The organism is Bradyrhizobium sp., assembly GCF_027307225.1.
GTDB lineage: Bacteria > Pseudomonadota > Alphaproteobacteria > Rhizobiales > Xanthobacteraceae > Bradyrhizobium.
Genome location: NZ_DAHUXJ010000142.1, coordinates 1 through 19,127 on the forward strand (window position 1 = coordinate 1; position 19,127 = coordinate 19,127).

At 60.8% G+C, this 19,127-nt stretch carries 25 protein-coding genes and 2 tRNA genes; 12 read left to right on the forward strand and 15 right to left on the reverse strand.

The features are described from left to right. Positions 1–236: 236 nt before the first annotated feature. The 4 genes from M6D32_RS23435 to M6D32_RS23450 form a co-directional block, all read right to left on the reverse strand. Positions 237–313: transfer RNA gene (locus M6D32_RS23435), tRNA-Pro, on the reverse strand. 163 nt (positions 314–476) lie between these two features. After that, on the reverse strand, positions 477–914 hold the full coding sequence (locus tag M6D32_RS23440; RefSeq protein ID WP_298260950.1) for a DUF192 domain-containing protein: 438 nt from the start codon (positions 912–914) through the stop codon (positions 477–479). A 234-nt stretch (positions 915–1,148) separates the two neighbouring features. Further along, entirely contained in the window at positions 1,149–1,814 is a 666-nt protein-coding gene (locus M6D32_RS23445) for a cold-shock protein (RefSeq protein ID WP_298260766.1), read from the reverse strand. A gap of 189 nt (positions 1,815–2,003) precedes the next feature. Further along, positions 2,004–2,765 (reverse strand): Sir2 family NAD-dependent protein deacetylase, encoded by a 762-nt coding sequence (locus M6D32_RS23450; protein WP_298260952.1) that lies wholly within the window; start codon positions 2,763–2,765, stop codon positions 2,004–2,006. A gap of 303 nt (positions 2,766–3,068) precedes the next feature. Here M6D32_RS23450 and M6D32_RS23455 point away from each other — a divergent pair, with 303 nt between their 5' ends. After that, positions 3,069–3,254, forward strand: coding sequence for a hypothetical protein (locus M6D32_RS23455; RefSeq protein ID WP_298260768.1), 186 nt, complete (start codon positions 3,069–3,071; stop codon positions 3,252–3,254). Positions 3,255–3,493: 239 nt separating this feature from the next. Here the strand turns inward: M6D32_RS23455 and M6D32_RS23460 are convergent, their stop codons facing one another. The 3 genes from M6D32_RS23460 to M6D32_RS23470 form a co-directional block, all read right to left on the reverse strand. After that, positions 3,494–3,769 carry a hypothetical protein gene (locus M6D32_RS23460; RefSeq protein WP_298260770.1) on the reverse strand — a complete coding sequence of 92 codons (276 nt, stop codon included), beginning with the start codon at positions 3,767–3,769 and terminating at the stop codon, positions 3,494–3,496. Positions 3,770–3,922: 153 nt separating this feature from the next. Further along, entirely contained in the window at positions 3,923–4,552 is a 630-nt protein-coding gene (locus M6D32_RS23465; protein ID WP_298260772.1) for a BA14K family protein, read from the reverse strand. Positions 4,553–4,631: 79 nt separating this feature from the next. Further along, positions 4,632–4,769 (reverse strand): peptide ABC transporter permease, encoded by a 138-nt coding sequence (locus M6D32_RS23470; protein ID WP_298260774.1) that lies wholly within the window; start codon positions 4,767–4,769, stop codon positions 4,632–4,634. A 125-nt stretch (positions 4,770–4,894) separates the two neighbouring features. Between M6D32_RS23470 and M6D32_RS23475 the strand changes: the two genes are divergently transcribed. Both M6D32_RS23475 and M6D32_RS23480 read left to right on the forward strand, forming a co-directional pair. Beyond that, positions 4,895–5,344: a VOC family protein gene (locus M6D32_RS23475; RefSeq protein WP_298260776.1), complete on the forward strand. Its 450-nt coding sequence runs from the start codon at positions 4,895–4,897 to the stop codon at positions 5,342–5,344. 319 nt (positions 5,345–5,663) lie between these two features. Then, positions 5,664–6,308, forward strand: a complete 645-nt coding sequence (locus M6D32_RS23480) for a glutathione S-transferase family protein (protein WP_298260778.1) — start codon at positions 5,664–5,666, stop codon at positions 6,306–6,308. Positions 6,309–6,338: 30 nt separating this feature from the next. Here the strand turns inward: M6D32_RS23480 and M6D32_RS23485 are convergent, their stop codons facing one another. Both M6D32_RS23485 and M6D32_RS23490 read right to left on the reverse strand, forming a co-directional pair. Then, complete coding sequence (locus M6D32_RS23485) at positions 6,339–6,593, reverse strand: PilZ domain-containing protein (protein ID WP_298260780.1); 255 nt, start codon at positions 6,591–6,593, stop codon at positions 6,339–6,341. Positions 6,594–6,698: 105 nt separating this feature from the next. Then, a tRNA-Glu gene (locus M6D32_RS23490) sits at positions 6,699–6,773 on the reverse strand. Between the two features lie 563 nt (positions 6,774–7,336). Between M6D32_RS23490 and M6D32_RS23495 the strand changes: the two genes are divergently transcribed. The 3 genes from M6D32_RS23495 (at position 7,337) to M6D32_RS23505 (ending at position 10,343) form a co-directional block, all read left to right on the forward strand. Further along, the gene (locus M6D32_RS23495; RefSeq protein ID WP_298260782.1) at positions 7,337–8,656 is read left to right on the forward strand and encodes a cyclopropane-fatty-acyl-phospholipid synthase family protein; all 1,320 of its coding nucleotides are present in this window, start codon (positions 7,337–7,339) and stop codon (positions 8,654–8,656) included. A gap of 102 nt (positions 8,657–8,758) precedes the next feature. Beyond that, entirely contained in the window at positions 8,759–9,091 is a 333-nt protein-coding gene (locus tag M6D32_RS23500) for a hypothetical protein (protein ID WP_298260784.1), read from the forward strand. A 19-nt stretch (positions 9,092–9,110) separates the two neighbouring features. Further along, a complete protein-coding gene (locus tag M6D32_RS23505; protein ID WP_298260786.1) occupies positions 9,111–10,343 on the forward strand; it encodes a Zn-dependent hydrolase in 1,233 nt (410 codons plus the stop codon). An 11-nt stretch (positions 10,344–10,354) separates the two neighbouring features. Here the strand turns inward: M6D32_RS23505 and M6D32_RS23510 are convergent, their stop codons facing one another. The 3 genes from M6D32_RS23510 to M6D32_RS23520 all read right to left on the reverse strand — a co-directional run bounded on the left by M6D32_RS23510 (position 10,355) and on the right by M6D32_RS23520 (position 11,720). Then, complete coding sequence (locus tag M6D32_RS23510) at positions 10,355–11,134, reverse strand: enoyl-CoA hydratase-related protein (RefSeq protein WP_298260788.1); 780 nt, start codon at positions 11,132–11,134, stop codon at positions 10,355–10,357. Positions 11,135–11,238: 104 nt separating this feature from the next. Beyond that, positions 11,239–11,487 carry a hypothetical protein gene (locus tag M6D32_RS23515; protein ID WP_298260790.1) on the reverse strand — a complete coding sequence of 83 codons (249 nt, stop codon included), beginning with the start codon at positions 11,485–11,487 and terminating at the stop codon, positions 11,239–11,241. A gap of 14 nt (positions 11,488–11,501) precedes the next feature. Beyond that, complete coding sequence (locus tag M6D32_RS23520) at positions 11,502–11,720, reverse strand: DUF2061 domain-containing protein (RefSeq protein ID WP_298260792.1); 219 nt, start codon at positions 11,718–11,720, stop codon at positions 11,502–11,504. 397 nt (positions 11,721–12,117) lie between these two features. Between M6D32_RS23520 and M6D32_RS23525 the strand changes: the two genes are divergently transcribed. Next, positions 12,118–13,131, forward strand: coding sequence for a PrsW family glutamic-type intramembrane protease (locus M6D32_RS23525; protein ID WP_298260794.1), 1,014 nt, complete (start codon positions 12,118–12,120; stop codon positions 13,129–13,131). Between the two features lie 86 nt (positions 13,132–13,217). After that, positions 13,218–13,790 (forward strand): HdeD family acid-resistance protein, encoded by a 573-nt coding sequence (locus tag M6D32_RS23530; protein ID WP_298260796.1) that lies wholly within the window; start codon positions 13,218–13,220, stop codon positions 13,788–13,790. A gap of 13 nt (positions 13,791–13,803) precedes the next feature. Here M6D32_RS23530 and M6D32_RS23535 read toward each other — a convergent pair whose 3' ends face one another. From M6D32_RS23535 to epmA, 3 genes are all read right to left on the reverse strand, one after another. After that, the gene (locus M6D32_RS23535) at positions 13,804–14,055 is read right to left on the reverse strand and encodes a hypothetical protein (protein ID WP_298260798.1); all 252 of its coding nucleotides are present in this window, start codon (positions 14,053–14,055) and stop codon (positions 13,804–13,806) included. 54 nt (positions 14,056–14,109) lie between these two features. After that, positions 14,110–15,207 (reverse strand): lysine-2,3-aminomutase-like protein, encoded by a 1,098-nt coding sequence (locus M6D32_RS23540; protein WP_298260800.1) that lies wholly within the window; start codon positions 15,205–15,207, stop codon positions 14,110–14,112. Between the two features lie 89 nt (positions 15,208–15,296). Continuing rightward, the gene (gene epmA, locus M6D32_RS23545) at positions 15,297–16,337 is read right to left on the reverse strand and encodes an EF-P lysine aminoacylase EpmA (protein ID WP_298260802.1); all 1,041 of its coding nucleotides are present in this window, start codon (positions 16,335–16,337) and stop codon (positions 15,297–15,299) included. 283 nt (positions 16,338–16,620) lie between these two features. On the opposite strand from epmA, the gene M6D32_RS23550 reads away from it, so the two are divergent. The 4 genes from M6D32_RS23550 to rimI all read left to right on the forward strand — a co-directional run bounded on the left by M6D32_RS23550 (position 16,621) and on the right by rimI (position 19,059). Then, positions 16,621–17,115, forward strand: coding sequence for a universal stress protein (locus M6D32_RS23550; protein ID WP_298260804.1), 495 nt, complete (start codon positions 16,621–16,623; stop codon positions 17,113–17,115). Between the two features lie 102 nt (positions 17,116–17,217). Beyond that, complete coding sequence (locus tag M6D32_RS23555) at positions 17,218–17,787, forward strand: NifU family protein (protein WP_298260807.1); 570 nt, start codon at positions 17,218–17,220, stop codon at positions 17,785–17,787. A 91-nt stretch (positions 17,788–17,878) separates the two neighbouring features. Next, positions 17,879–18,577 (forward strand): tRNA (adenosine(37)-N6)-threonylcarbamoyltransferase complex dimerization subunit type 1 TsaB, encoded by a 699-nt coding sequence (tsaB, locus tag M6D32_RS23560; protein ID WP_298260809.1) that lies wholly within the window; start codon positions 17,879–17,881, stop codon positions 18,575–18,577. Beyond that, positions 18,574–19,059: a ribosomal protein S18-alanine N-acetyltransferase gene (gene rimI / locus M6D32_RS23565; RefSeq protein WP_298260810.1), complete on the forward strand. Its 486-nt coding sequence runs from the start codon at positions 18,574–18,576 to the stop codon at positions 19,057–19,059. The genes tsaB and rimI overlap by 4 nt, the downstream gene beginning before the upstream one ends. The last annotated feature ends 68 nt before the right edge of the window (positions 19,060–19,127 follow it).

The window sequence follows — 19,127 nt, forward strand, 5'->3', positions numbered from 1 at the left end:
GCTAAACCTATTGGACCTGTTTCGGTTGGAGGGGCTCCGCTCACTACGACACCGGCGCTATCGGGGTCGATACAAAGCCCGGAAGGCTGATGCACGTGTAGGGCGCGGGGCTTCGGTCTCGCGCTCTTCGGTCAGCCGATCGCCTCGCCAGACGTTTTGGCCTCCCCACGTCCTTCCCAATTCGGATTATTGGGAAGATCTGACAACCAAAACTCACGCCAACTGATTGAAAAGATTGGTCGGGGCAGCTGGATTCGAACCAACGACCTGCAGTACCCAAAACTGCCGCGCTACCAGGCTGCGCTATACCCCGATCCTCGGAAGACCACGTCGATACACGCTTAGGCCCCCATCAGCAAGGCGGGACGCATCGGGCGGTTTTCGAGGGATGCCTCAAAAAGGCAGTCAAGACAATCAGATAACGCCTTGACTGCGCAAACGAATGAGGACGCTTGATCGTTTTGCCGGGGAGTGGCTTATTTGGTGTTGAAGAGCGGATGCGCCACGCGATCGCCGGCCTCAATGCCGTACTTCTGCGCGGTGCCGGCGATGACCTCGAGCACGCCCTTTGCCAGCCCCCGGGACGGAATGATCTTGGTCGACAGCGGCTCGGTATTTTCTGCGATACGCAGGATCCGGCCATCTGCCCGAATGAAAATCATATCGAGCGGGATGTAGGTGTTCTTCATCCACATCGAGACTTCCTGCTCCGGCGAGAAATCGAACAGCATGCCTTTTCCCTCGGGAAGCTCCTTGCGGTACATCAATCCCGTCGTCTTCTCCTCTTCAGTCGTCGCCATCTCGACTGAAAACACATGCACACCCGTCTTGGTCACGATCTCAAGCGGCTGAATCGATGCCGCATACACAGAGCCCGCAAACGTCGCGACCGCGCCGGCCAGCGCCAGAAGCATCCAAATTCGCAGTTTCGGAAAACGCCAAGCGGCGGCCGGACCAGACTTCATCAACATTCGCCTCACCACGCCATAATTGTAGCGCACCGGCCACTCGTTCCGATGCCGCGCGGTTGTAACATCCGCGCAGCCGCTTGCGGCAGTCACTTTCGCGATTTTTAGGGCTGAATGCGCGCCTTGGACGGCGCATCAGGCATAACACGCCGAAATCAACTCGGCGGACGGGTCGGGCATTTAGTGCGACGACAGACCCGGCGAGCCGGTCTCCGGCTGGATCTCGGCGGCCATCATGCCTTTGGAACCCGGTCCAAAGCGGACCAGCACGTATTGTCCAGGACGCAGTTCCGTCATGCCGTAACGGCGGAGCGTTTCCATGTGGACAAAGATGTCAGGGGTACCCTCGCCGCAAGTCAGGAAGCCGAATCCGCGAAGCCGGTTGAACCACTTCACCTGCGCTCGCTCGAGTCCGCTGGTCGGGGTGACGTTCACATGCGTCCGCGGCGGGAGCATTTGGGCGGGATGGATCGCGGTCGACTCATCCATCGAGACGATCCGGAACGCCTGATAGCCCTTGGCCCGTTGCACGCACTCGCAGACCACCCGCGCGCCCTCATATGCGGTTTGATAGCCGTCGCGGCGCAGGACCGTCACATGCAGAAGCACATCCGGCCAGCCATTGTCGGGTACGATAAAGCCGTAGCCCTTTGAGGCATCGAACCATTTGATAAGGCCGCTGATTTCGACAAGGTTGGCTGCGGCATCGCCCAGCCCCTGCATTGCATCGAGCGCTGGATCGCGCGGATCACCGGCCGAAAATCCAGAACCGAGTCTTCCCGGTGCAGCCGCCCCCCCGGGCGATTGACCTCCGAACTTCTTGGACTCAAATCCGTCCGACCCCATGACCCCGGACCCCACACATCAACATCCCGCCAGCGAACGCTGCGGTGACCGTCGCGTCTGCCAATCTTCAAGAAGACGCCAGCGAATCTTTCGAATCAAAAGATAACACTCCCGACCGCGGCGCATAGACAAAAAACGATTCTTTCGGAACCTATGAACAGCCTTGCGCATTGGCGAATCAATTAGACATCAGTTCCCCACAAATGGCCCGAGCGTGTCCCCGATATCGTGGCGGATCACCAGATCGGCCATGTCGTCCTGTTCGGTCGGCTCGTTGTTGATGATGACAAGGCGCGCACCCAAGTTCTTCGCCATCAAGGGAAAACCGGCGGCCGGCCAAACGACTAGCGAAGAACCAATCGCAATGAACAGGTCGCATTGCTGCGTGAGTTCCGTCGCGCGGCGCATCGAATCTTCCGGCATTGCCTGGCCGAACGAAATGGTCGCCGTCTTGACCGGCTCGTCGCAGGTAGAGCAGTCCGGCGCATGACCCGAAGCTTCGAAACGCTCCTTCACCCAACCAAGGTCGTAGGTTAGGCCGCATCCGATGCAACGTGCATAGGTCGTGTTGCCATGCAACTCGATGACGTGGCCGTCCGCGAAACCTGATGCTTGATGCAAATTATCAATATTCTGGGTGACGACCGCCGGGACCTTCCCGGCGCGATAGAGCGAGACCAGCGCCCTATGACCGCGTCCCGGCGAAGCGGCGGCGAACGTCGGCTCCATCGCAAAGCGGCGCCGCCAGGATTCATCCCGCGCAGCGCGGTCGGCGACAAATTCATCAAAACGGATCGGCCGGTTGCGTGTCCACAACCCACCGGGCGAGCGGAAATCCGGAATTCCACACTCCGTCGAAATCCCGGCGCCTGTAAAAGGAACGATGACGTCGGCTTCTGCGATCATCTCGCCAAGCCGCTCGATGCCGCTGCTGCTGTCCGAAGCAATCACTGCCGACAAGCCCTGGGGTTTCCGCATATCACATACAATACGGATGGCCTGATGGCTATCTCGCGATCGCTCAGGCAGCTTCTGCGACACCATCTCACACTTCGCCGACCTTTCGGACGGCTTCGTCGCCCTTCTTCGGCTTGGCGACAACGGGCGCGGTCAGCGTTTTTTGGTGAGCCTGCCATATTGGCGACTAGGCGCAGCGTCGCTTATCCACAATCACAATCTCGGGGCGGCTTATCCAATTCACGCCTCAATCTCAGATGCCAATATCTTCGGGACGCGAATCAACAGAGATGGGCAATGACCGAAAAAAATGATCGGCTCGCGCGCGAGCGCGAAGAGATCGCCGCGCGCGTGGCGCGCTTTAAAGCGACACAGGAGAAATTCAAACGCGAACGTGAGGAATTTTTCACGACAACGCTCGAGAACGCGCGCCTTGGCGAGGGCTCACACCGCGCGCTGGACCGGACGCCCTCGTGGCCATGACAGGCTAGTGCGGCGAATTTGAAGTTCCTATCAGTTTCGCCGTGAGTTCGTTATAGGAACTTCAAATTCAAAGCCGCACTAGAATCACATAATTGGCTAGCGCTCCTTTGATTCCGAAGTTCGCGTCGGAGGGGCCGCAATAGCTTGCGCACTTCGGAATCGGAGCTCTAGGGATTTCCGACCCAAATCAGAAAAGCCCGGAGATACTCCGGGCTTCTCTTTATGATTAGGCCGATTGCCTATCTGTAGTAGCGGTGCCAGTGGTGATGGTGGTGCCAGTACGGCCCACCATAATACGCATAACCCGGACCATAGGCTGGCCCATCGTACGGACCGTAGCCATAGCCATAGCCGGGACCGTCATAACCGTAGGCTCCCGCGGCGCCCGCCGCCACCGCGCCAGCGGCCAAGCCGAAAGCCAATCCGGGTCCGATTCCGCGCGCCTCTGCCGGGGCCGCGACGGTGGTTGCGCCAAGCGCTGCAACCGTCGCCAATACTGCCAGTGTCTTCGTCATGCGCGTTCCTCTTCCTCCGTTGTACACGCGTAGCCAACGCGGCGCGACGGTGATGGTTGCGGAGGGAACCATGGATGAAATTTAAGATAGGCCGGAACTAAAAAAGGAGCGATCGAATGGACCGCTCCTTTTTGTACGTCAACTTGTCACGGCTTACGGGCAAGGATGTCTCATGCCATCGAAGCCGAGATAGGTGCCGCTTGCGGGATCATATGAGCGGTAGCGTTGCGCACAGTACGACGCATCGGCTACCGCCGGGCCTTCAGCCGGGACAGCCTGCTCGAACGCGACCGTTGGTCCGGCATCATAGGCGTAGCTGTCGCCATAGTAGCCGTTGTCATAGGCGTAGTTGTCGCCATAATAATATGGATCGTAACCATAGCCATAGCCTCCCGCAGCGATTGCTGCGCCGGTGGCTACGCCTGCGACCGCGGCACCAGCCGCAAAGCCGGCATCACGTCCAAATCCCCGGCCGCGATCGCCGCGGAATTGGCCTCGTTGCGCAAACTGCCGATTGCCTCTGGCGAATTGCCCATTACCGCGCGCGGCGAAATTGGCGCTGCCGGCGTTGGCCCGCGCTCCCTGAAAATTAGATTGCGCACGTGGACCGCCGCCCATGTGTCCGCCGCCCATCGAGGCGCCGCCCATGTGTCCACCGCCCATGTGTCCAGCGGCCGCATGAGCGCCGCCCCGGCCCGCGTGCGCCTGCTGCGCCAGCGCGGGGGTTGCAAGCGCCAGCGAAAGCGAAAGAGCCGTAGCTCCCAAAACTCCAAATCTGGTCATATCTTTTCTCCAAGAGAGTGAAGTCAGACAAACAGCCGCGCGCGCTGATCGTTCCGATGCATTGCAAAATGTACGGGGATCAGCGGACCAGCATCGTGATGATGACAAGAACAACGGCCCCTATCAGTCCTGCCAGAAAGATGGCACGACGAAGCGGCGTATTCAGAACGATCTCCCCTCCCCGGGCTTTTTCTGCCGGATATGGCTTTTGTTCCATCATGCGGCTCCTCTACGGATTCAAGAATTTGAAGGTCGCGTTGGTTCCGCAAGCCGCAGCTGCCTGCTATTGAAGTTCCCGAGAGGTAGGAACAACAAACGGTCCACCCAGGGAGAACAAGAAAGATGCGATATCTCCACACCATGCTGCGCGTCCGCAATCTCGACACTGCGCTCAAATTTTATCGCGACGCGCTCGGTCTGAAGGAAGTCCGCCGGGTCGATAACGACAAGGCCAAGTTCACGCTCGTGTTCCTGTGTGCACCCGAAGACGAAGGTATTCTGGCAGCTTCGAAGGGCCGCGGCGCGCCGCTGGTCGAACTCACCTATAATTGGGAGGAAGAAAAATACGGGGAAGATCGCTATTTCGGTCATCTTGCCTATGAGGTCGACGATATCTACGCGACCTGCGCGCAACTAATGAAGCTCGGCATCACCATCAATCGGCCGCCGCGCGACGGACAAATGGCTTTCGTACGTTCACCGGATCTTCACTCGATCGAGCTTTTGCAAAAGGGCGATGCGAGGGCGCCGGCTGAGCCGTGGACGTCGATGCCCAATACCGGACATTGGTAGGCCTGGCCTGGAGCCTGCTTTCTCCGGCATCGGAACTTCGCTTCTCGCCACGCGTTGGCCGCTCATGGAAAACTGAGGAGGCTGAGATGGCGAGAGGGCTTTTGCTCTGGCTTTTGGGCGTGCCTATTCCGGTGATTATTCTTCTGTGGCTGTTCTTCGGCCACTGACAGATACCCAATCATACTTGAGCATTTGATATCAGGTTCTGCTGACGGCGGGGCCTGATCTTTTTTCGTCAGCATAATCCTCAGCCACGAAATTTCCCTTTGCTCAAGAATTTGCGCTATCACCCCACTGATCGCTAATGGGAGCAAAAATCGTGTCAAGCAACCAGAGCCAAATCACCATCTGGGGCCGCGCCAACTCCGTCAATGTCCAGAAAGTGCTGTGGTGCCTGCACGAACTTGAACTCCCCTATCAACGCATCGACGCAGGCATGGCGTTCGGCAAGAACCGCGAGCCGGAATATCTGGCGATGAATCCCAATGGCCGCGTACCGACGCTGGTTGACGGCGATTTCGTGCTTTGGGAATCCAATTCCATCATGCGCTACTTTGTTCGCGCCTATCGGCCGCAGTCTTCGCTTTACCCACAGGACCCGAAAGTGCGTGCCAGCACCGACCGCTGGCTCGACTGGACGCTGTCGACGCTGCAACCAGTCGAGCGTCCGGTATTCTGGGCGCTGGTGCGAACCCCGGTCGAGCAGCGCGACATGGTCGCGATCCAGAGGGATGCCGATGCCGAAGCGGCGCAGTGGCAGCTCATCGAGTCGTATCTCAAGACGCGCCGCTTTATCACGGGCGACGGATTCACTCTGGCGGATATTGCGCTCGGCGCCTTCGCACGGCGCTGGTTCGGAGTTGAGGGAATCACGAAGCCGACATTCCCCCACCTCGAACGCTGGTTCGCAGACCTCGTTAGCCGGCCGGGTTTCGTGCGATATATCGCGCCGCCGATGTCTTGAGGCAGCAAAGCGCGATTGGAAGCGGCGCGGTTATCTGACGAACTGGACGCCGAACGAGCGGCCGCGCCGCCAGACGACGTTGCATGGACGTCCCTTTTTCGCGTCGCGCGAAAAGGCGAGCCGCACCCGGCCCGATAGCACGGTCGAATCCGACACCGTGATCTTCGCGCCTGTGGACGACATGTCGTGCACAAGGCACTGACGAGCCGCAAAGCCACCTTCCAGAGTGATCCACGCCGTCTGCTGCACGGACCTGCGGACGTCACGTTTTTTGGCTGCGGGCACGATCGATTGTTCCAGTTTGAAATAATCCCTACCTTCCTATCGAAGGGGGCTTTAAAAACTGTTGCGCGGTTCGCGGAGTCGGCTTCCTGGCGCAAATCTGCGCAATGGCGCTCCCTAGCGGAATCGAACCGCTCTCTCCACCGTGAAAGGGTGGCGTCCTAACCGATAGACGAAGGGAGCAAGGCGCCCGCCGCGGCTGCCTCACTTGGATAACCGGAAGAATATATCCAGCAAATCAATGCTTTGGATGGATATCTTCACTCCGCCGGTTCGGCCGAAAAGGCGGCGAAGACCAGCGCGCGAACGTATAATGGCGTTTGCGTCCCCCGGCAAGCCGGGCGTGGACCAGTTTGCCCACAGCCTCTTTGGCGAGCCGCGCCAGCGTTTCGTGAACGGCACCGTCTTCGGGGACCAGCAGTCTCCCCCGAACCCTCCGTTCATTTCGTAGCCGCCAGCTTCGGCGGGTGAATTGCAAAGAGGGCACCACGTTTCGTGTCTAACGACGCTCGATTTCGCGACGAACAATATAGTGATCGCAGAGATCGCCAACACCGGTGCGCGTCTGTCGACTTCAATCTCATCGAGAGCCCGGAAAGATTTCAGAAGCAACAATCAAGCCTGCTGAGGATATCGAGCTCCTCCTCTCGGTTGGCCAAACATCCAGCCAAGCTATTGATTTTCACTCGAAAGCGATGCTCCCATGGGAGAAGCATCGTCATTATCCATCACGAGGATCCGCAATTTTGCCGGAGGCCACAAAAGCGGCGCGCCGTCTCGAAAGCTTCAGGCGCTTGCTCACCCATATCAACGAACGGATCCTGCCTGATCTCGGCTTCGTGTTGTGGGATGGTTCCACCGTACCCGCCGATCTTCGCTCCGACGCGCTGGCCTTCGCTATCGCCGATGAGGGCGCCATAGCCGCCATGATCCGGCGGCCGAACGTCGACACCTTCCTCAATCTCTGGGTCACGTCGCGGTTTGATCTGCGCAACGGATCGTTCTTTGATCTCGCTGCGCGACGGCCGAAGACGCGCACCAGAGACCTGATGAAATCGTTCAACAAGCGTCTCGCGCTCACGACGCTCGCGAAGTTTTTGCTCGTGCCGCGCGGCGGACCGTGGCCGCTGGAAGCCGTCCGCAGCGACAAGGCGCGCATGGACGGCTCGGAAGCGACCAACAAGAGGAACGTTCACTACCACTACGACCTCTCCAATCGATTTTACGAACTCTTTCTCGACCCGGAGATGGTCTATACCTGCGCTTACTTCAAAGACTGGAACAACGACCTCGCTACCGCGCAAGCCGACAAGCTTGACATGATCTGCCGCAAGTTGCGGCTCAAGCCAGGTGATACCCTTCTCGACATCGGTTGCGGCTGGGGAGCGCTCGTTTGCCATGCCGCCAGGCACTATGGGGTTCGTGCCCACGGCGTGACACTGGCGGAAGAGCAATTCGCCTACGCCAAGGAAAAAGTCAGCCGCCTGAAGCTTGAAGACAGCGTCACGCTCGAACTGCGCGACTATGCCCTCGTCGAAGGGCAGTTCGACAAGATCGCCTCGATCGGCATGTTCGAACAAGTCGGCATCGCCAACTATCCGACCTATTTCCGGACCGTCAACCGGCTACTGAAGCCGGGCGGCCTGTACCTTCACCACAGCATCGCGCTGCGCTCGAAGAGCTTCGAACGCTTCCGCAAAGGCCGCCGGCGCGACGCTGCGGCGGCAACCGCGATCGGCCGCTACATTTTTCCCGGCGGCGAACTCGATCACCTCGGAATGTCCGTTGCCAATCTCGAACGCTATGACTTTGAGGTGCACGACGTCGAAGCCTGGCGTGAGCACTACATGCACACGACCCGGCTCTGGCACGATCGGCTGTCGGCGAACTTCGGCGCCGCCGAGCGCGAGGTCGGCCGCGAGAAGGCCAGGCTATGGATCGCCTATCTCGCCGTGGTCTCGATTGCGTTTGCGCAGGGCACCATCGGGATTTTCCAGACCTTGGCCTCAAAGCGTGTTCGCGGTCCTTCCGGCCTGCCGCCGACCCGCGCCGATCTTTATAGGTAGCGGTCGCGGGAACCGCCGCACACGATCGCCACAGCTATTGACTTTGGTTCCCGGCCTTCGCTAGGCACGCCTATGTTGATATGGCAAGGGCGGCGCGAACGGATGGCTCTTCACCCCCGCAATCTAGCGATCCTGGCGGCTCTGGCGCTGGCCGGGTGCGGCGGCATCCCCAGTATGTCTCTGCCTGACGTCAAGGCGAGAAACGATTTCAAGGGCAAACCGGTGAGTGTGATCGTTGCCCGGCTCGGCAATCCCGATTTCCAGCAAACGATCTCGGGACAGAAATTCTTTATGTGGCGAATCGGTACCTCCACGCAGAATTGCCTGATCGCGGCCGGCATATCGGGCGACGTTGTCGATTCCTACAATGCTACCGGAGACGTTGCGATGTGCTCGCCTTACCTTCCCCCTGCCGAACCCGTTCAGGCGCAATAGCGACGGGCGAATCCGGGCGATGGGTGATCACGGTTCAAAAGCTGACGGCCCGCGGGTATTGGCCGATCTCAACGCACTCCGCGCCTTTGGCGCCTACAAGACCGGCGTGCACCGGCCCACCTTCTCGAAGCCGCATATTCAGTCGCTACAGTGGCTAGCGAAGAAATTGCCGGAAGCCGGCCTCACAGCGGAGATCGATGGCATCGGCAACGTGTTCGGCACCAGCGCGAAATTGGGACCGAAACTGCTCGCGGGCTCACACCTGGAGAGCCAGAATTTCGCCGGCTGGCTCGATGGGCCGCTCGGCGTGATCTACGCGCTCGAGGCCGCGCGCGTGATCAATACCGATCCAACCGTTAAAGGTGTCGTGGAAGTCGCATCGTGGTGCGATGAAGAAGGCCATTTCGGCCATTTTCTCGGCAGCCGTTCCTATGTCGGCGATGTCAGCAAGCAGGACATCGATGCCGCGCGTGACCGCACGGACGGCCGCGCCATGCGCGATGCGCTGCAAGCAGGCGGCCTTGCGGGCCGGCCGCGGAAGACCGCCGAACCCGGCCGGCACATCGGATATCTCGAGGCTCACATCGAGCAAGGGCGGACGCTTGAGGGATCGCAGCTCGGCATCGGCGTGGTCACCTCCATTGTCGGCATCTGGCAATTTCAGATCGTGGTGACGGGCGAGCAAAACCACGCCGGCACCACGCGGATGAAAGACCGGAAGGACGCCGGCATCGCAGCGGCCAGGTTATGCGTCGCCATCGACGACCGTTTTCCGGCAAGCGCGGGAGCGCGCACCGTATGGACGACCGGACGGATCACGCTCGACCCCGGCGCGCCCAGCATTATTCCCGGCCTTGCGGACGTGCTGTTTCAGGTCCGCGACGACAATTCGGAAGTGGTCGAGCGACTCGAAGCGCTACTCGGTGAGATCGCCGCCGAGATCTCCGCCACAAGCGGATGCGGTATCGAGGTCAAACAAATCCGCACCGGCAAGCCTGCCATGATGGACGCGAGCTTCCAACGCGCCATTGCGGAAGCCGCTTCGATCTTTGCCAGCGGGAAATCGCTATCGATGCCGAGCGGCGCCGGTCACGACGCCCAGGTTCTCGCGACAATCATGCCGGCAGGCATGCTGTTCGTGCCGTCGATCGGCGGCATCAGCCATCACTGGAGCGAGAACACCGACGATGCTGACATCGTCAGGGGTGCCGAGGTATTCGTCGAGGCCTGCCGGCGTTTGCTATCGCGCTGAGCGATCGAACTCTATTTTCCTTGCCAGCGTGGTGGACGCTTTTCCGCAAAGGCCTTGGGGCCCTCGATGTAGTCGGCGGACGCGATCATATCGCGTACGGCCGGATACTGGCGCTGCGCGACCAGCGCCTCCGGCAACGACACGTTCAATCCGTCCATGACTGCCTGCTTGGATGCCCGGATCGACATCGGGCTGTTCTGACAAATCTGGTCTGCCCAACGCTCCGCCGCGCGGAGCGCCTCGCCTGCCGGCACCACCTCATTTACAAAGCCGAGTTCAAGGCCTTCCCGCGCGGGAACGTGCCGGCCGGTCAGGATCATGCCCATCGCCCGCTTCAATCCGATCTGGCGCGGCAGCCGTTGCAGCCCGCCGGCCAATGCGGCCAGCCCGACACGCGGTTCGGGCAACGCGAATGTCGCATTTTCCGAGGCAATGACGAGGTCGCATGCCAGTGCAATTTCAAAGCCGCCGCCCATCGCCACACCATTGACGGCAGCGATGATCGGCTTGTCGCAGTGAAACCGCAGCGTCAGGCCGCCGAAGCCGCTAGCATTCCAGCCCCGCTCGCCGCCAGCGGCCTGCCATTTCAGGTCATTGCCGGCGCAGAACGCCCGTTCGCCCGCGCCGGTGACAATCGCGACCCATTGATCGGGATCGGCGTTGAACGCATTGAACACTTCGTGCAGCTCAAAGTGAGCCGGTTTGTGCAGTGCATTCATGACGGCAGGACGGTTGAGCGTCACGATGGTTACGCGGCCGTTATGTTTTACATCCACAAATTCAAAACTCATGACAACCTCCCCTGATATTTTGTCTTTATAATATATTTAGCGTCGACGCTTTTTGCAGGCGGCGGATAACAACTATTCTTCGCTCCCACGGGGAAAGCCCGCGCTTATTGCAGCTCAATGACGTTGCAGTTGGTCCGCCCTGACATCACGCAGTCCTGCATCTTGCTGGCTGCCGTCAAGGCGCGCGCCAGCCATAACCCGACCGCCAGCAACACGACCGCAATGACCAGCCCCGCGATCGCTGGCGTGCGGTTTCCCTCGGACTCAGATCCGCTTGGCCTGGCGTTTGCCGGTTTGGCATGTTGAGGCTTGGTATCGTTCAGAACGGGGTCTTGTTCTTTTCCGGTGTTCATGTGCCCTGCATCAATCAAGCGCGACGTCCCCAGGAAATGGCCGCCCAGACCCGTTCATGAAGGTAGTACCATGCAATTTTCGTCATGATCTCAAAGCCGGCGATCGAGCCAGCGACCTCAACTCTTCCGGTAAAGAACCAGCTGATCGCGAACGTATCGAGGGTTCCGAGCGTCCGCCAGCTGATTGCCTTGAGAACCGACCTCGAATGGGTTTCTGCCCCGCGGAAAATCACCGGCGCGCTCCTTTATTGTTGGCCACACCCTATCATGTGGCGACAGCCATCAGACCTGCAGTGTCATGCAGCGGGAGCAAAGGTCCCGGCAATTCGGTGAAACCGTTGATTCGGCTATCTAATTGTTAGCATCGAAAAGCTGCCAGCTTTTTCGGCCGAATTGCGCCCACAACAAGCGGTTGAACGGCCGGCGCCAAGGGCGATATCAGGAGGTTGCGGAAACGCGCGTGCCGCGGAACGCGCGTACTTTGCCATCGAGAGCGCCGAAAAAATGACATATCTGCCGGCGCGTTCGAAAGCTGAACCTTCGGACGAACCTTTGATTCTAACAGCTACGTCTCCCAACCAGAGAGTTACCGGCCTCGGCGGCAGGCGGGTGTTGGAATAGAACCAGTCGATGCTTGTCCTCCTTGAATCGCTCCCGACAGTCATCGGAACGGCGGCCGTCGCGCCGGCGCTGCTGATCTTGTGGCTCGTGGTGGCCGCGGGCGAGCGGTCGGGGCCACCGACCAAGGTATGGGCCGCCTTTTTTCTCGGCGCAGCGAGTATCTCTCTGCTCGGACTGATCCGCGCCCCCTTCATGGCGGTACTGGTCTCCCCTGAAAATCCCTGGCTGGCGCAGGGGCTGCACTCGCTTCTCGGCGTTGCCCTGCCTGAAGAAACGGTCAAGATTTTGGTGATCGCCGCGGTGTCCGCCTGGCGAAAGCCGTTCACCGATCCAATGGACACCGTGATCTACGGCGCCGCGGCGGGCCTTGGTTTTGCGGCCTACGAAAATCTCGCCTACCTCGTACAGCACGCGGACATGTGGCCGTCGCTGGCCGCATTGCGGAGCGTTCTGACGGTTCCTTTCCATGGCGCGCTCGGGATCATCGCTGGCGCCTACCTTGCGATCGCACGCTCCGGCACGGCGCTCGGCGCGCACCGTCACCACCGGGACTGGGCGCGCATTGCAAGCGCGATCCTGGTGCTGGCAGGGCCGGTCGGCCTGCACGCGGCATTCGATTTTCCGCTGCTGGCGCTACAGAAAAATCCGGACATCGATAACACGACCCGTCTTTTGCTCGGCGCGGCCAGCGTGCTGATCGGATTCTCCTCGATTGCCTTCGCCGCGCGACTGGTGCGCCGGGTTGGCCGTCACCACGCTCCCCGAACCGATCTCGCCCGCGAGCGACTCAGTCAGCTGCGGCGAATGTGGGCGCTGCTCGTGGTCGGTGGCGGGACCGGCTTCGCAGGTCTCGTTTTCGTGCTGACGTCAATCCATCACTGGCTGGTGAACCCCAATCGCAACGTGACGCTGGTACTTGTTCCGCTCGGCCTTCTTTCCATCCTCGTCGGCTTCGCGCTACTGGTCGTCACCACGGCCATCTACTTTCTGAGCCGCGATCGGCTGCGGACCAATACATCATAGCTGTCGTCCCTGCCCGGCCGACGCGCTATATTCGCGCAGTCACAGAAGTGCGTCACTCTGGCTGGAAACCGCTACGGGAGATTTCGATGACCATTCCGCACGACAATATCGAGCTGTCGACGAAAATGCGTGACGCCGTTCGCCAGCACTGGAAGGCTTTCCTGTTCGAGGGCATTCTGCTCGCGATTTTCGGCTTGGCCGCCATGATCGTTCCGCCCGCTGCAAGTCTCGCGGTCACGATTCTTCTGGGCTGGCTGTTCCTCATCAGCGGTATCGCGGGCCTTGCGCTGACGTTCTGGGCCCGTGGAATGCCAGGCTTCTGGTGGTCGCTGATTTCGGCCGCGCTTGCGATTCTTGCCGGCCTTATCCTGTTGGCGCAGCCGGCACAGGGCACGCTCACTCTGACCATCGTTGTCGGCGTTTATTTCCTGGCCGAGGGCGTCGCCACAATCATGTACGCGCTGGAGCATCGGCGCGAACTGTCGGAGCGCTGGTCGTGGATGCTTGTTGCCGGCCTCATGGACATCCTGATTGCGGCCATTATTATCGCGGGATTGCCGGGATCGGCGCTGTGGGCGCTTGGCCTGCTGGTCGGCGTCAATATGCTGTTCGGCGGAGCGGCGCTGATCGGGGTCGCGCTTGCCGCGCGCAACGCGTGAGCGCGGAGCTACCTCAACAGCCGCGGCAGATGCTCTTGAGCTTGCGGTCAAGCTCGGCATCTTCACGCTTCATCGCATTATTGGCGTTGGCGCCGTTGTTGCCGATATCTTTCTCGGACGGTACCTGGTCGGCCCGCGGCTGGCGATGACCGACGGGCGCGGGCCATGGTCCTTGTTTGCCCAATGACGAATTGCCGGCCTGCGCAACCGCTGCTGGTCCAGCCATCAGAAACACAAAAATCGCCGTCACCAAAAGTTTTCGCATCTGCATGATCCGTCTTGACGCCTGTTCGCCGCAATCCGCTTCCGGACGAAGCGGTCACGTCTCCGGGGGGTAGAGATGAACGTCACCGCAATAATCCACGACACGATAGCGGGTTTCTGCGGCTTGTTCACGATCTACGGACAAAGATTTTTCGACCGACACATAGGTTGGACCGGCGGGGGACTTGCCGTGGCCACCGGGGATATCGACGACAAACTCCGGCTGGCATAGCCCGGACACCCGGCCGCGCAGGGACCGCATGAGGTCCTGGCCCTGCGCCAGGGTCGTGCGCAAATGCGCCGTTCCCGGCGCCAGATCTCCGTGATGAAGGTAATAGGGCTTGATCCGGCATTCCACGAACCCGCGCATCAAGGCTTCCAGCGTTTCGCGATCGTCGTTGACGCCCCGCAGCAGCACCGACTGACTGACCATGGGGATGCCGGCATCGATCATGGCCGCGCAGGCGGCGCGCGCCTTTGGCGTCAGCTCCCGGACGTGATTGGCGTGAAGCGCCACCCAGGTCGTGGCGCCCCTCACCTTCAGCGCGGCAACCATCTTGTCGTTGATACGCTGAGGCTCGGCGACCGGCACGCGGGTATGGATGCGGATCACCTTCACGTGGTCGATCCCCGCAAGGTCCGCCATCACTTCGCAAAGACGCCGCGGCGACAACATCAACGGATCGCCGCCGGTCAGAATGACTTCCCACACTTCCGAATGCGCGCGGATATAGGCCAGCGCGTTCTGATAGGCGCCGTCCGAAAGCGCGGTTGCCTTGCCCGGTCCGACCATCTCGCGGCGAAAACAAAACCGGCAATAGACTGCGCAAACATGAACCAGCTTGAACAGGACGCGGTCGGGATAGCGATGCACGATTCCGGACACCGGCGAGCGGGGCTCGTCCCCGATCGGATCGGGCCTTTCGCCGGGCTGAGCCGCCAGTTCTTCGGTGCTCGGGATATATTGCCGCGCAATTGGATCGAGCGGGTCGTCGGGATCGATCAGCGCCGCCACCTCGGGCGTGACCGCAATCGCGTACCGCGCCGCGACCTTCTCCAGGCCGGGCAGGTCGGCCGCCGGCACCAGGCCGCGCGCGGCGAGTTCTGCCGGCTCGCGCAGGGTCGTGACAGGTTTAAAGCTGATGTCGCTCATGTCTCGCCAAACTTGTTATGTGGTTTTGGATTTGACACTGGTATCCAGAATCCGGGGAGACACTTAAGCCAAATTTCAAATCCGCCGCACTACGGCGGCGCCCAAACCACCTGATCGACCGACGCGGCACCGCTTGCCAACATCACCAGCCTATCAAGGCCAAGCGCGACGCCGCTCGCCTGGGGCATGTGAGCCAGCGCGGCGAGGAAATCTTCGTCCAGCGGATAGCGCTCGCCGTATCGGCGCTGCTTTTCGTCCATCGCAAGCGTAAAGCGATGGCGTTGCTCGGCTGCATCGGTCAATTCCCCAAATCCATTCGCGAGTTCGACGCCACAAGCATAAATCTCGAAGCGCTCGGCAACACGGGCGTCTGATGAGGCCACACGCGCCAGCGCCGCCTCCGGCGATGGATACTCGTACAGAACTGTTAGGCGTCCCTCCCCCAGATTTGGTTCAACGTGCTCTACCAAGATCTTGCTGAAGATATCAGACCAGGTGTCGTCGGTAGTAACACGGACCTTTGTTGCAACCGCTGCCGCAAGCCTGTCCCGGTGGCCTTCGCCCGCCTCAATGGTTGCGAGCAGGTCGATGCCCGCAAAGCGCTCGAAGGCCCGGGCTACTGTCAACATCTCGGGTTCGGCAAAGGGGTCAGCGATTTTCCCTCGAAAGGAAAACTGCCCGATACCCGTGGCCTTTGCGGCATGCGCAATCAGGACAATACCGTCGGCCATGACGGCATCGTAGGACTCGTTGGCGCGGTACCATTCGAGCATGGTGAATTCGGGCAGATGCAGCCGGCCACGCTCACGGTCACGGAACACCCGTGCTATTTCGAAGATCCTTGTCTCGCCGGCGGCGAGCAGCTTCTTGCAGGCAAATTCCGGCGAGGTCCGCAAATACCGCGCCACGCGGTTTCCGTCAGGAGCGGTCAGTTCAGTACCGGGCGCGTGCAAATGCGTCTCGTTACCCGGCGATACCTGCAGGATCGGGGTTTCCACCTCGACAAAGCCTTGCTCGTCGAACCAAGCCCGGATCGCCCGGGTGACGGCGTTTCGGGCCATCAAAAACGGCCTGCTATCGCTGTAGCGGCCGGCGGACCACCACGACAAAGTACTACTATCGGCGGTCATCGGCTCGTGGCCTTACCTCACGTCCCGTTGGCGCCGACATTCGTAAACACGCTCGCCACGAAATGGTGCGAATGTCAGAACCGGGACACTAGTGCTCCGATTCCGAAGTTCGTATCATATTGCGGCTCCACGTTTGCTAACTTCGGAATCAAAGGAGCACTAGCCAATTATATGATTCTAGTGCGGTTTAGAATTTTGAAGTTCCTATGACGAGGCTACCGCGAAACTGATAGGAACTTCAAATTCACCGCACTAGTGTGCTTGTTGCAGCTTCGGGACATGCATGGCCACCCAGCGACGTAGCTACGAGACAGGTCACAAGCCGAAATGCCTGGTTATCGTTGACGAAACCGCGGAGGGCGATCGCGCGGTTCACTATGCGAGCCGCTGGGCCGTGAGGGCCGGTGGCAGCGTGGTGATGCTTCGCATCGTCGAGATCGAAAACCAGAATCAACAGTGGCTGGGTGTCGCCGATATCATGCGGGCCGAGGCGATCGAAGAGGCGAATACGGCGCTCGATCGCGCGAGTGGCCGCGCCAACGGCATTGCCGCAATCACGCCCGAGCGGGTGATCCGCGAAGGCGATCCCACCGAACAGATGATCGACGTGATCGACAAGGATGTCGATATCATGATGCTGGTGCTGGCCGCCAACCCCGGCCCCGAGGGCCCGGGGCCGATCATCACCGCGATGGCGAATGCCGTCGGCACGTTCCCGGTGCCGGTCATCATCGTTCCCGGCGACCTCACGGACGCGCAAATTGACGCGCTTTCTTAGAGGTTTAGAGCGATTTTTCGGCCCTTGACCGTGCTTTCCAGATCGCCATCTGATAGACACACCTCACACGCCGGCCTTTAACCGGCGATGCCGGAGAGTTTCATGTTTATCCAGACCGAAGCTACCCCCAATCCCGCCACCCTGAAGTTCATTCCCGGCCGCGTCGTGCTCGACAGCGGCACCATGGAATTTTCGAACCGCGAAGCCGCCGGCCGCTCGCCGCTTGCCGAACGGCTGTTTAGCGTGCCCGGCGTGACGAGCGTTTTTTACGGCGCCGACTTCGTCACCGTCACCAAGGACGACAGCGACTGGCAGCATCTGAAGCCCGCAATTCTGGGGGCGATCATGGAGCACTATATGTCCGGCGCGCCGCTGCTGGCCGACGGCAGCGCGAGCGGCGATGAAACGGCCGACGCGGCGGACGAGTTTTTCGATGAGGCCGACGCCGAAACCGTCGACATGATCAAGGACCTGATCGAAACGCGGGTGCGGCCGGCGGTCGCCAATGATGGCGGCGACATCACCTTCCGCGGCTTCAAGGACGGCGTCGTCTATCTCAACATGAAGGGCTCCTGCGCGGGCTGTCCGTCGTCCACCGCGACCTTGCAACACGGCATTCAGAACCTGTTGCGGCATTTCGTGCCCGAGGTGAGCGAAGTGCGGCCGATGTGATGGAGGCGCGAATAGCGAATAGCGAATGGCGAATAGCTGGTGATCGCGCCCCTCTATTCGCTATTCGCCACTCACTATTCGCCTTTCATCCATGCTGATCCTCGCCATCGATACGGCGCTTGATGCCTGTGCCGCCGCGGTGCTCGACACCGAGACCGGCATATTGATCGCGCAGGAATCGCAGGCCATGAAGCGCGGCCACGCCGAAGCGCTGATGCCGCTGATCGGTCGCGTCATTGCCGCATCGGGAGTGGCTTTCGCCAGCCTCAGCCGGATCGCGGTCACGACCGGTCCCGGAAGTTTTACCGGGCTTCGGGTGGGCCTGTCGGCCGCGCGCGGCATTGCGCTTGCCGCCAATATTCCCGTGGTGGGCGTCACGACGCTTGCAGCCTATGCGGCGCCGATCGTCAGCCAGAATGCCGAGCACCCCGTGGTCTCTGCGATCGATGCCCGGCACGATCATGTCTATCTGCAGGTCGTCAGCGGCAACGGAAGCGCGCTGGTGCGGCCGCGCGTTACTCCGATGGCGGAAGCGCTCAGCGCCTGGCGGTTCGGCGCGCCGTATCTGGTGGGGAATGCCGCCGGCATCATCGCCGAGCGCTGCCCCGAGCATGCGGCTGCGCCGTTCAAGGTCGACGCGCAGCCAGCCCCCGATGTTTCCTGGGTCGGCTGGCTTGGGGCGGCGGTCAGCCCCAATACGGCCCCGCCCCGTCCCTTCTATCTGCGCGCGCCCGATGCCAAGCCGGCCAAGGAACAACTCGCTGGCGGCGTGCCACCGGCCTCACCATGATGTCATGGCTCTCCGGGCTGTGGAGCAAGGACCAGGCCGTGGTCGAACCCGCAAGCCAGCGCGACGCAGCGGCGCTGGCCCGGATTCACAGCGCCTCGTTCCATCGGGGCTGGGGCGAAGACGAATTCGAGCGCATGCTGAGCGAGCGAAACACGCTGGTTCACCGGCTCCGAACGGGACAAAAAATCGTCGGCTTTTCGGTGTCACGTTTGGGGGCCGACGAGGCCGAAATTCTCTCGATCGCCGTGGCTGAGACGCACCGCGGCCGGGGACTTTCCAGTGGCCTGTTGTTGGCCCATCTGGGCCACCTCGCCGGACGGGGCGTCCGGACTGTGTTTCTGGAGGTGGAAGAGAATAACCAGCCCGCCCGCCGGCTCTACCAACGGGCCGGATTTAGCGTCGTCGGACGCCGCGAACGCTATTACCAGCAGAGCGGGGGCGATGCTCTGAATGCGCTGGTGATGCAGCGCGACTTGTCGTGACATTTGCGCGATGGCAGAACGTGTTATGATCCGTGGTAGCAGTCCGACACATCCTGGTGACCGCCCGA

Coding starts and splice junctions, on each gene's coding strand:
- M6D32_RS23440 (WP_298260950.1), bottom strand. CDS start 914: ATGCTTCTGGCGCTGGCCGGCGCGGTCGCGACGTTTGCGGGCTCTGTG.
- M6D32_RS23445 (WP_298260766.1), bottom strand. CDS start 1,814: ATGGGGTCGGACGGATTTGAGTCCAAGAAGTTCGGAGGTCAATCGCCC.
- M6D32_RS23455 (WP_298260768.1), top strand. CDS start 3,069: ATGACCGAAAAAAATGATCGGCTCGCGCGCGAGCGCGAAGAGATCGCC.
- M6D32_RS23460 (WP_298260770.1), bottom strand. CDS start 3,769: ATGACGAAGACACTGGCAGTATTGGCGACGGTTGCAGCGCTTGGCGCA.
- M6D32_RS23465 (WP_298260772.1), bottom strand. CDS start 4,552: ATGACCAGATTTGGAGTTTTGGGAGCTACGGCTCTTTCGCTTTCGCTG.
- M6D32_RS23470 (WP_298260774.1), bottom strand. CDS start 4,769: ATGGAACAAAAGCCATATCCGGCAGAAAAAGCCCGGGGAGGGGAGATC.
- M6D32_RS23475 (WP_298260776.1), top strand. CDS start 4,895: ATGCGATATCTCCACACCATGCTGCGCGTCCGCAATCTCGACACTGCG.
- M6D32_RS23500 (WP_298260784.1), top strand. CDS start 8,759: ATGGCTCTTCACCCCCGCAATCTAGCGATCCTGGCGGCTCTGGCGCTG.
- M6D32_RS23505 (WP_298260786.1), top strand. CDS start 9,111: ATGGGTGATCACGGTTCAAAAGCTGACGGCCCGCGGGTATTGGCCGAT.
- M6D32_RS23510 (WP_298260788.1), bottom strand. CDS start 11,134: ATGAGTTTTGAATTTGTGGATGTAAAACATAACGGCCGCGTAACCATC.
- M6D32_RS23515 (WP_298260790.1), bottom strand. CDS start 11,487: ATGAACACCGGAAAAGAACAAGACCCCGTTCTGAACGATACCAAGCCT.
- M6D32_RS23525 (WP_298260794.1), top strand. CDS start 12,118: ATGCTTGTCCTCCTTGAATCGCTCCCGACAGTCATCGGAACGGCGGCC.
- M6D32_RS23530 (WP_298260796.1), top strand. CDS start 13,218: ATGACCATTCCGCACGACAATATCGAGCTGTCGACGAAAATGCGTGAC.
- M6D32_RS23535 (WP_298260798.1), bottom strand. CDS start 14,055: ATGCGAAAACTTTTGGTGACGGCGATTTTTGTGTTTCTGATGGCTGGA.
- M6D32_RS23540 (WP_298260800.1), bottom strand. CDS start 15,207: ATGAGCGACATCAGCTTTAAACCTGTCACGACCCTGCGCGAGCCGGCA.
- epmA (WP_298260802.1), bottom strand. CDS start 16,337: ATGACCGCCGATAGTAGTACTTTGTCGTGGTGGTCCGCCGGCCGCTAC.
- M6D32_RS23550 (WP_298260804.1), top strand. CDS start 16,621: ATGGCCACCCAGCGACGTAGCTACGAGACAGGTCACAAGCCGAAATGC.
- M6D32_RS23555 (WP_298260807.1), top strand. CDS start 17,218: ATGTTTATCCAGACCGAAGCTACCCCCAATCCCGCCACCCTGAAGTTC.
- tsaB (WP_298260809.1), top strand. CDS start 17,879: ATGCTGATCCTCGCCATCGATACGGCGCTTGATGCCTGTGCCGCCGCG.
- rimI (WP_298260810.1), top strand. CDS start 18,574: ATGATGTCATGGCTCTCCGGGCTGTGGAGCAAGGACCAGGCCGTGGTC.